Raw genomic sequence first — 8,657 nt, 5'->3', positions numbered from 1 at the left:
CCCCGCTGCCGCAGCCGTGCCGACAGCCGGGAGACGTCGCCGGGCACCACCCGGCCGAGCGGGCGGGTGAGGACGATCTGGGCGACGTCCGCCAGCGCGGCGGTCACGGTGAGCCACTGGTCACCCGGGTCGGGGACGAGCACGAGGCGTTCGAGGTCGATGCCCGCAGCGGCCGCCGCCTCGACCCCGAAGGACGGCACCCCCACCACCGCACACCAGGCACCGGCGGCCGAGGCGGCCTGCAGCATCGTCATCGCGAGGAGCACCGACTCGTGCACCGCGTAGGACCCGCCCACGCGGATCGCACCACCCGGCAGGAGCGGCGCGAGCGCCTCGGCCGTCGGCAGCCCCTCGGTGTCGACCCGGGTGGACTCCATCTCGGCCACGCGCGATCGCAGCGAGGTGATCCGTTCGAGTGCGGCGCGGGCGTCCCCCAGGTGGTCAACCCGCCGCACCGGGCGGGCAGGACCGGACCGCCCGGTCGACTCCCCTGGAGCCCCGGGCGATCGGAGTGCCGCCGCCGTCTGCATGCCCTCATATTCGAACATGTGTTCGATGATGTCAATCGGGTCCGACATCCTGTGGACAGATCCCTCGAACACGCGTTCGACACGCCGTGCGAGCGGTGGATCAGCGCCCTGTGGAGGAGCGCCCCGGCACCGCCGCCGAACGATCCGCCGTCACCAGCGGACGGTCGCTCCCACACCGGCGAACACCGACCGGGTCTTCGTCTCGACCTCGTCCGCCTCGTCCGCGGCGACCGACGACCACGTCACCGCACCACCGGCACCGAACGACCGCGACCGTACCGCGCCCCGGTCGTCGAGGACCGTCACCAGTGTGCGGATCACCACCGACAGGTCGACCGCGCCGCTGGCCGAGAAGTACCCGATCGCCCCCGAGTACACCCCGCGAGGCCCGCCCTCGAGCCGATCCGCGATCGCCATGGCACGGATCTTCGGGGCGCCCGTCATCGACCCGGGCGGGAATGCGGCACGCACCACGGCGGCCCGCGACGTCCCCTCCGGCAGGACCGCCCCGATCGTCGACACCATCTGGTGCACGCTCGCGTAGGTCTCGACCGCGCAGAGCCGGTCGACGTGCACCGACCCCGGCACCGCCGTCCGGAGCAGGTCGTTCCGGAGCAGGTCGACGATCATCACGTTCTCGGCCCGGTCCTTCACGCTCGCGGCGAGTTCCACACGGGCCGCTTCGTCCTCCACAGGGTCGTCGGAGCGCCGTCTGGTGCCCTTGATCGGCTCCGCGGACACCCGTCCGGCGGCGTCGATCCGCAGGAACCGCTCAGGCGACCGGCTCGCCACACGCAGCGGCCCGAGCCGCAGGTACGCGCCGAACGGGACGGGATCCGTCGCGCGCAGCCGCAGGTACTCGACCAGGTGGGGATCCGTGGCGGGGTCGACCCGCGCCTCCTGGAGGACCTGCGGCACCGCGAAGGCGGTCGTGAGACACACCTGGAACGCGTTGCCCGCGCGGATCTCGGCGCGGCACGCGTCCACCGCCGTCTCGTAGGCGGTGCGCGTGACGCGACCGGTCGCGGGGACCGTGTCCGGGAGGAACGGGGCCGCGTCGCCGCCGTCGGCCCGCGTGACCGGTGTGGTCACCTCCTCGAGCCACGCTCGGTTCCGGGCGCTGGCCGCAGGTTCCGCACCGGCCACCAGCGCGAGTGCCCAGGCGCCGCCGGTCGCGTCGGTGACCACCGCGCGGTCGACGAACCGGAGGTCCGCGTCCGCGTGCCCCTCGGCGGTCCGGTCGACGCCGCCGGACTCCCGACCGAGCTCGTAGCCGAGGAACCCCACCCAGCCGAGCGCGAAACCGCAGCCAGGCACCGGTTCCGGCAGCACCGGGGTGCGCGCGAGCAACTCGGCGAGGACCGCGAAGGCAGGTCCGTTCGATCCCTCGACGGTCGCGACGCCCCCGAACCACGCGTGGGACGCCGGGGTCGTCTCGACGAACGCCCGTCGCGTCTCGTGCCGGAACCGCGCCGCGAACGGACCGTCCGTCAGCGCGAGGACCGACCACCGGGCGCGGTCGTGCGCGGTCGCGGGCGAACCGGCCGGCACCGAGGAGTCGAGCCAGACCACGTCGGGACCGGCCGCGGCCGCGAGCGCGCCGACGTCAGGGGGCGTGGTCAGCCGCCGGACCTCGATCCGCGCGGCAGGGGGCGCTGCCGTCAGACCGCCGCGATCGTCCACGAGGCCGCCGCCGACGAACCACTCTCGAGCACGACGAGTCCCGCGTCGGAGCCGGCGTTGAACGCGTCCGGTGCACAGGTCATCGGCTCGACCGCGAGTCCGGCACGGTGGTACTCGGGGACGACGTGGTCGGCGGTGTGCACCTGCGCCCACCCGCACTCCGGGCCGAACGAGACGCGCACACCGCGGCCGTCGGCGGCGGTGAGGACGATCGTCGCGGTGCCGTCGGCGTCGCGGTCGAACCCGGTGAAGGCGTGGTCGATGAACCGGTCGCCGATGCGCGTCGCGGAGCGCAGGTCGAACTCGTCGTGCACCGGCGCGAGACCGGTCGGGATCAGCCGGTCCTCGGTGACCTCGAGCACCTCTGCTGCGGGGAGCGTCAGGGTCCAGTCGTCGACACGGCCGGCGCCGGCGACGAGGTACGGGTGCGGACCGGTCCCCCACGGTGCTGCGTCGGCGCCGGTGTTCGTCCCCGTGATCGTGGTGTGCAGCCCGTCGGCGTCGACGCGGTACTCCACCAGGACCTCGACACGGAACGGGTACCCCTCCTGCGCCGGCACCGTCGTGGCGAGGACCGCGCGGTCGGGTTCGTGCGCGACGGTCCGGAAGTCGGTCCATGCGACCAGTCCGTGCAGCGCGTGCTGTCGCTTGGGCTCGGTCAGCGCCAGCTCGTGCTCCGTTCCGCCGAACGTGTACTTCCCGTCGACGACCCGGTTCGGCCACGGTGCGAGGACGGCTCCGCGGAAGGCCGGGCGGACCTCGTCGGCGTCGAACGGCACGACCAGGTCGCGTCCCTCGAACCGGAGCGTCCGCAAGGTCGCCCCCACCGAGGCGATCTCGGCCGTGTAGCCGCCGGCGGTGATGGTCAGGGCGGAACCGGACAGGGGTGCGTCGCTGCTCATGCGCTCAGCGTAGTGGGGAGCGAGGGACGCGCCGAGCCGGTGCGGAACGCGTCCGGTCGGGAACGGTGCCGTGCACCTGCGGAACGAGAAAACCCCGCGGTTCCGGAGAACCGCGGGGGTGATGGTGGATCTGAGGGGACTCGAACCCCTGACCCCCTGCATGCCATGCAGGTGCGCTACCAGCTGCGCCACAGACCCGAAGTGTTGGTGTTTCCACCGACTTCATCGTCCTCCGTTCCCCGGAGGCACCAGTGAAGCGTACACCATGCGAACGCCGGGTGACGAAATCGTCGCCGCCACCCGGGCGAGTCGCAACTAGGCGGTGTGGTCCACCGGGAGCTCGAGCGGGATGGTCGGGCAGTCCGACCAGAGACGCTCGAGCGAGTAGTACTGACGGTCTTCTTCGTGGAAGACGTGCACGACGATGTCACCGAAGTCGATGAGGACCCAGCGGCCCTCACTCCGGCCTTCGCGGCGGAGCGGCTTGGCCCCGGCGTCGAGGAGGCGCTCTTCGATCTCGTCCGCGATGGCGAGCACGTTGCGCTCGTTCCGGCCGGTCGCGAGCAGGAACACGTCCGTGAGCTGCAGCGGCCCGGTCACGTCGAGGGCGACGAGGTCTTCGGCCTGCTTGGCGTCGGCCGCCTGGGCGGCGATCTGCACGAGTTCCAGTGCGCGTGAGGAGGCGGTCACGGATTCCTTCCGGTCTGTCGACCTGGCAGGCTGCCGGATCGCTTGATGGGTCACGATCATAAGCCACCCCACCGACACACGGCCAGGCCGCGTGCGATGGGGACGGCTCAGAACGTGTGCGTGGTGACGAGTGCGACGATGATGACCGCGGCGGCAGCGATGCCGACAGCACCGACCGTGACGCCGAGGATGAGCGGCGTGCGCGACTCCTTCGGCTTGGCCGCCGCGAGGACGACCTGTCGGGTCGAGGTGTGACTCGACACCGCACGGCTGGCACGGACCGGGCTGGCGTCGGTCTCGGGCTGCTCGTCGTGCTGCTCGAGCAGGCGGTCGACCTCGGCCCCGTCGATCGGCCGGTGCGAACCGGTTGAGGACAGCGACGCCGGCAGGTCGATCGAGCCGGTGAGGATGACCTCGCCCGTGGCGTTCAGCGCACCGGTGGGGTCGGCGAGGGCCGAGTTCGGCAGGATGATCGCGTTCGTGTTGGTCACGGCGACGCGGCGGGTGCCGGTCTCCTCGTCGTGGACCTCGGCGTCGTTCGAGTCGTGGGCCTGCTGCGACCAGTGCCCGACCGGCGGCGCGAACGCCGTCGTGACGGGCTTCGGCTCGGTGGGGCGCTGGAACGACGCCGGCACGCGGGGCGCGTCGGCATCGCCGTCGTCACCGGCGGCGGACGTCGGCGTGCCGCCCGAGGTCGGTGCCGAGGCTGCGCGCGCGGGCTGGGCTGCCTGGACCGGGACCTCGTTCGTGTCGTCCTCGTCCAGCGAGAGCGGGAACACCGCCGGCGTCGACGACTCGATCGGGGCCCGCTGCACCGGAGTCGACTGCGCGGGGGTGGACTGCACCGGGGTGGACTGCACGGGCGTGGACTGCACCGGGGTCGAGCGGTCCTGGGCGGGCGCCTCCGCAGCGGGGGCCGCGTCGTCGGCGGCAGGCGTCTCGGCGTCCGGCGGCGCCCAGGTCGACCGGTGTCGACGCGGCTCCTCGCCGTGGGCCGCGGCTTCCTCGAGCGGCTCGATCGCGTCCGGCGAGCCGTCGGCCTCGGTCGCCTGCGCCACCGCTGCCTGGTCGAGCACCACGGTCTCGGCCGAGGGCTCCTCGGGGACGGACGACTCCTGCGCGAGCGGTTCCGGCTCGGACGGACCGGCACCGCCCTGCAGCGTGTCGACCGAACCGATGACGTCCTCGACGGTGCGGTCGGAGGACTGCGGGGTCGGGTTCTGCAGCGGGACGGGCTGGACGGCCTGCCCTTCGGCCGCGCGCATCTGGCGGATCTGACGACGGGTCAGCCCGCCCGACCCGGGGACGATCTCGGTCGCCGAGGCCGGGGGCATCGACGGGAAGCCGGTGCCGGCCTGGGCGGCGGACGACGGGAAGACGGCCGACGTCGGCACGGCGGACTGGGCGGGGGCGCCCGGTGCGGGCGCGACGTGACTGCTGGGACGCTGGCGGGACTCCGGCTGGTCAGCCGGGGCCGCGACGGTCGGTGGCGGCGTGACGGGCTGCGCACCGGCCGCGGCGGCACGCTCCCGCTCGCGCGCCTGGCGCCGCGACAGGGGCGGCTGCGCGTCGGACGAACTCATGCAACGCTCCGATACAGATGGTGCTTGGAGATGTACTGGACGACACCGTCGGGGACCAAGTACCACACGGGGAAACCACGTCTCACCCGGTCGCGGCAGTCGGTCGACGATATTGCCAGCGCGGGAACTTCGAGCAAGCTTACGTCGCGTTCGGGCAAACCCGTGATGCTCAAGGCGTGTCCCGGACGTGTCACGGCGACGAAGTGCGCGAGGTCCCAGAGGCCATCATGGTCTTTCCAGTCGACAATCTGCTGGACGGCGTCTGCGCCGGAGATGAAGACCAGCTGCGCATCGGGACGCTGCTCGTGCAGGTCCTTGAGCGTGTCGACCGTGTAGGTCGGGCCCGGACGGTCGATGTCGACCCGGCTCACCGTGAACATCGGGTTCGACGCGGTCGCCACGACGGTCATGAGGTAGCGGTGTTCGGCGTCGGTCACACCGGACTTCATGTACGGCTGGCCGGTGGGGACGAACACGACTTCGTCGAGGTCGAAGGCGCGCGCCACTTCGGACGCTGCCACGAGGTGGCCGTTGTGGATCGGGTCGAACGTGCCACCCATCACGCCGATGCGAGGCCGCCCCGTGCTCTCGAGCATGGAGTCGCGGGTCAGTGCTCGGCGCGACCGAACTCGTCGACACCCGTCTCGTGGGTGCGCGTCGCCTCGAACTTGTGCGAGTGACGGTAGGCCACGTCACGGAAGCTCCAGGTGACGAACCCGAGGAACGCGAAGAAGAGGACACCGACGAGCGGGAACACGTACGCGGGGACCCCGGAGGCGTGCTCTGCGGCTTCAGCGAGGAAGGTCATGGGTCCGATGCTCCGTTCGGTCGGGGGAAGTCGCCGCCCAGTCTAGCCGCGGATCTGTCCCTGCCCGCGCACGATCCACTTGGTGCTCGTCAGCTCGGGCAGCCCCATCGGCCCGCGGGCGTGCAGTTTCTGGGTGGAGATCCCCACCTCGGCGCCGAAGCCGAACTCCCCGCCGTCGGTGAACCGGGTCGAGGCGTTGGCCATCACGACCGCGGAGTCCACCTCGGCGAGGAAGCGCTCGGCCGTGTCGACGTCGTTCGTGACGATCGACTCGGTGTGGTGCGTCGACCAGCGTGCGATGTGCGCCATCGCGGCGTCGACGTCCGGGACCACCCGAACCGAGAGGTCGAGGTCCATCGACTCGGTCGCCCAGTCGTCGTCGGTCGCACGGAGCACACCGGGCACGATCACCCGGGTGGCGTCGTCGCCGCGGAGCGTCACCCCGGCGGCGCGGAGCCGGTCGGCCAACGCGGGCAGGAGCCGGTCCGCCGCCCGCTCGTGCACGAGGAGCGTCTCGAGCGCGTTGCAGACGCTGGGACGCTGCACCTTGCTGTTGAGGACGATGTCGATCGAGCGGTCGAGCGGCGCCGACTCGTCGAGGAAGACGTGCACGACACCGGCACCGGTCTCGATCACGGGCACCTGCGACTCGGTCACGACGGTCTGGATCAGCGACGCGCTGCCCCGCGGGATGAGCACGTCCACGAGCCCGCGTGCCCGCATCAGCTCCGTCGCACCGGCACGCCCGAACTCGTCGATCGTCTGCACGAGTTCACGCGGGAGCCCCGCCGAGGCGACCGCGTCCTGGATGCGGGCGACCAACACCGCATTGGTCCGCTGCGCCGCCGATCCGCCGCGCAGGACGACCGCGTTGCCGCTCTTCAGCGCGAGGCTGGCGATGTCGACCGTGACGTTCGGCCGGGCTTCGTAGATCGCGCCGACCACACCGAACGGCACCCGGACCTGCGAGAGCTGCAGGCCGTTCGGCAGCCGCGATCCCCGGACGTGCTGCCCCACCGGGTCGGTCAGGCCGACGACGTGCTCGACCGCCGCCGCGAGGGCGTCGATGCGCGCGGGATCGAGTCGCAGCCGGTCGAGCAGCCCCGACGAGAGCCCGTTCTCCTCGCCCGCGACCAGGTCGTCGTGGTTCTCCCGGACGATCTCGTCCGTCGCCTGCCGCACGGAGGCGGCGATCGCGCGGAGCGCCGCGTCCTTCACCGCGGTGGTCGCCGTGGCGAGCACCGACGAGGCGTCGCGCGCGGCGACGAGCTTGTCGGTCAGGGTCGGGGCGGATGCGGTCAGCGGCATGGCTCGATTCTAGGCGCGGGGGTCGGCCACATGACGGCCGAGGGGCGCACCTGTGGACGGGCCAGGAGGCGCGGCTCCTGTGGAGGAGTCACCCTCCGTCCGCAGCGCACGCACCCCTCGATCTGCTCGGTCCGCTCGCCTCGCGAGCGGGCACGACACGCCGCAGGCGTGCCGCCGAGGTCGCGGGATCTGTCGCTCGGAGGCGCCGAGCGTGACGGAATGTGCCCCCTCGGCGGACGTGTGCGGCACACCGACGCGGACGTGTGCGGCACACCGACGCGGACGTGAGCCGCGCGTCGACGCGCACGCGAGCCGCGCATCGGGGCCGACCCGCGCCTCCAGGCCGAGCGTCAGCCCCGCGGTGCCGCCTCGAACCAGGTGCCGACCTGCTCACCGGCCAACGCCCGCTCGACGAGCGCCGTCGCCGTCACGAGTACGGAGGTTCCGGCCTCGGCCGCGAGCCTGGCCGCCGCGACCTTCGTCCCCGCTCCTCCGGTGCCCACGCCCGCGGCACCGATCGAGCCGAAGGTGACCCCGGCGAGCTCGTCGCCGAAGGGGACGTGGGTGATCGGCTCGGCGCCGGGCTGCTCCGGGGGGCGCGTGTACAGGGACTCGACGTCGGAGAGCAGCACGAGCGCATCGGCGCCGAGCAGCCGCGCGACGAGCGCCGCGAGCCGGTCGTTGTCACCGAACCGGATCTCGTGCGTGGCCACGGTGTCGTTCTCGTTCACGATCGGCAGCACTCGCAGCGCGAGCAGCCGGTCGATGGCCCGCTGCGCGTTCACCCGGTGCGTCGGGTTCTGCAGGTCGCCGGCGGTCAGCAGGATCTGCGCGGCGACGACCGCGTGCCGGTCGAGTTCCTTCTGGTAGCGGAACATCAGCACGTTCTGCCCCGTCGCCGCCGCCGCCTGCTGGGTGGCGAGGTCGTCGGGGCGTCCCTCGATCCCGAGGAACGGGAAGCCGGTCGCGATCGCGCCGGAGGACACGAGGACGACCTCGGTCCCCCGGGCGTGCGCGAGCGCGAGGGCGTCCACGAGCCGGGCGATCTGCCCGGTGTTGTCCCCGCTGACCGACGACGAGCCGACCTTGACCACGATCCGCCTGGCACGCGGGATGTCCTCGTGCCGGGTGACGGGTCCGAGGTCGGTGCGTG

The 8,657-nt window shown here is 72.5% G+C and carries 8 protein-coding genes, 1 tRNA gene and 1 pseudogene; all 10 read right to left on the bottom strand.

Annotation, left to right across the window (positions count from 1 at the left end; translation table 11 throughout):
* Nucleotides 1-578: pseudogene (locus I5E_RS21745) on the bottom strand (hypothetical protein); the annotation flags it as partial.
* Nucleotides 579-680: 102 nt separating this feature from the next.
* The gene (locus I5E_RS12600; protein WP_022907298.1) at nt 681-2,213 is read right to left on the bottom strand and encodes an anthranilate synthase component I family protein; all 1,533 of its coding nucleotides are present in this window, start codon (nt 2,211-2,213) and stop codon (nt 681-683) included.
* Nucleotides 2,192-3,115 (bottom strand): aldose 1-epimerase family protein, encoded by a 924-nt coding sequence (locus I5E_RS12595; protein WP_022907297.1) that lies wholly within the window; start codon nt 3,113-3,115, stop codon nt 2,192-2,194. Before I5E_RS12595 ends, I5E_RS12600 begins: the two co-directional genes overlap by 22 nt.
* A 122-nt stretch (nt 3,116-3,237) precedes the next feature.
* Nucleotides 3,238-3,313 (bottom strand) — tRNA-Ala (locus I5E_RS12590).
* A 117-nt stretch (nt 3,314-3,430) separates the two neighbouring features.
* On the bottom strand, nt 3,431-3,805 hold the full coding sequence (gene rsfS / locus I5E_RS12585; RefSeq protein WP_022907296.1) for a ribosome silencing factor: 375 nt from the start codon (nt 3,803-3,805) through the stop codon (nt 3,431-3,433).
* A gap of 107 nt (nt 3,806-3,912) precedes the next feature.
* Nucleotides 3,913-5,388: a hypothetical protein gene (locus I5E_RS12580; RefSeq protein ID WP_022907295.1), complete on the bottom strand. Its 1,476-nt coding sequence runs from the start codon at nt 5,386-5,388 to the stop codon at nt 3,913-3,915.
* Entirely contained in the window at nt 5,385-5,984 is a 600-nt protein-coding gene (gene nadD, locus I5E_RS12575; protein ID WP_022907294.1) for a nicotinate-nucleotide adenylyltransferase, read from the bottom strand. Before nadD ends, I5E_RS12580 begins: the two co-directional genes overlap by 4 nt.
* An 11-nt stretch (nt 5,985-5,995) precedes the next feature.
* A complete protein-coding gene (locus I5E_RS12570) occupies nt 5,996-6,196 on the bottom strand; it encodes a hypothetical protein (RefSeq protein WP_022907293.1) in 201 nt (66 codons plus the stop codon).
* 42 nt (nt 6,197-6,238) lie between these two features.
* A complete protein-coding gene (locus I5E_RS12565) occupies nt 6,239-7,504 on the bottom strand; it encodes a glutamate-5-semialdehyde dehydrogenase (RefSeq protein WP_022907292.1) in 1,266 nt (421 codons plus the stop codon).
* A gap of 350 nt (nt 7,505-7,854) precedes the next feature.
* Nucleotides 7,855-8,619, bottom strand: a complete 765-nt coding sequence (gene proB / locus I5E_RS12560) for a glutamate 5-kinase (RefSeq protein ID WP_031262574.1) — start codon at nt 8,617-8,619, stop codon at nt 7,855-7,857.
* Between the last annotated feature and the right edge of the window lie 38 nt (nt 8,620-8,657).

This window comes from Curtobacterium sp. B18, assembly GCF_000333375.1.
Taxonomy (GTDB): Bacteria; Actinomycetota; Actinomycetes; order Actinomycetales; family Microbacteriaceae; genus Curtobacterium.
This window is presented reverse-complemented; position numbering and strand designations above follow the sequence as displayed.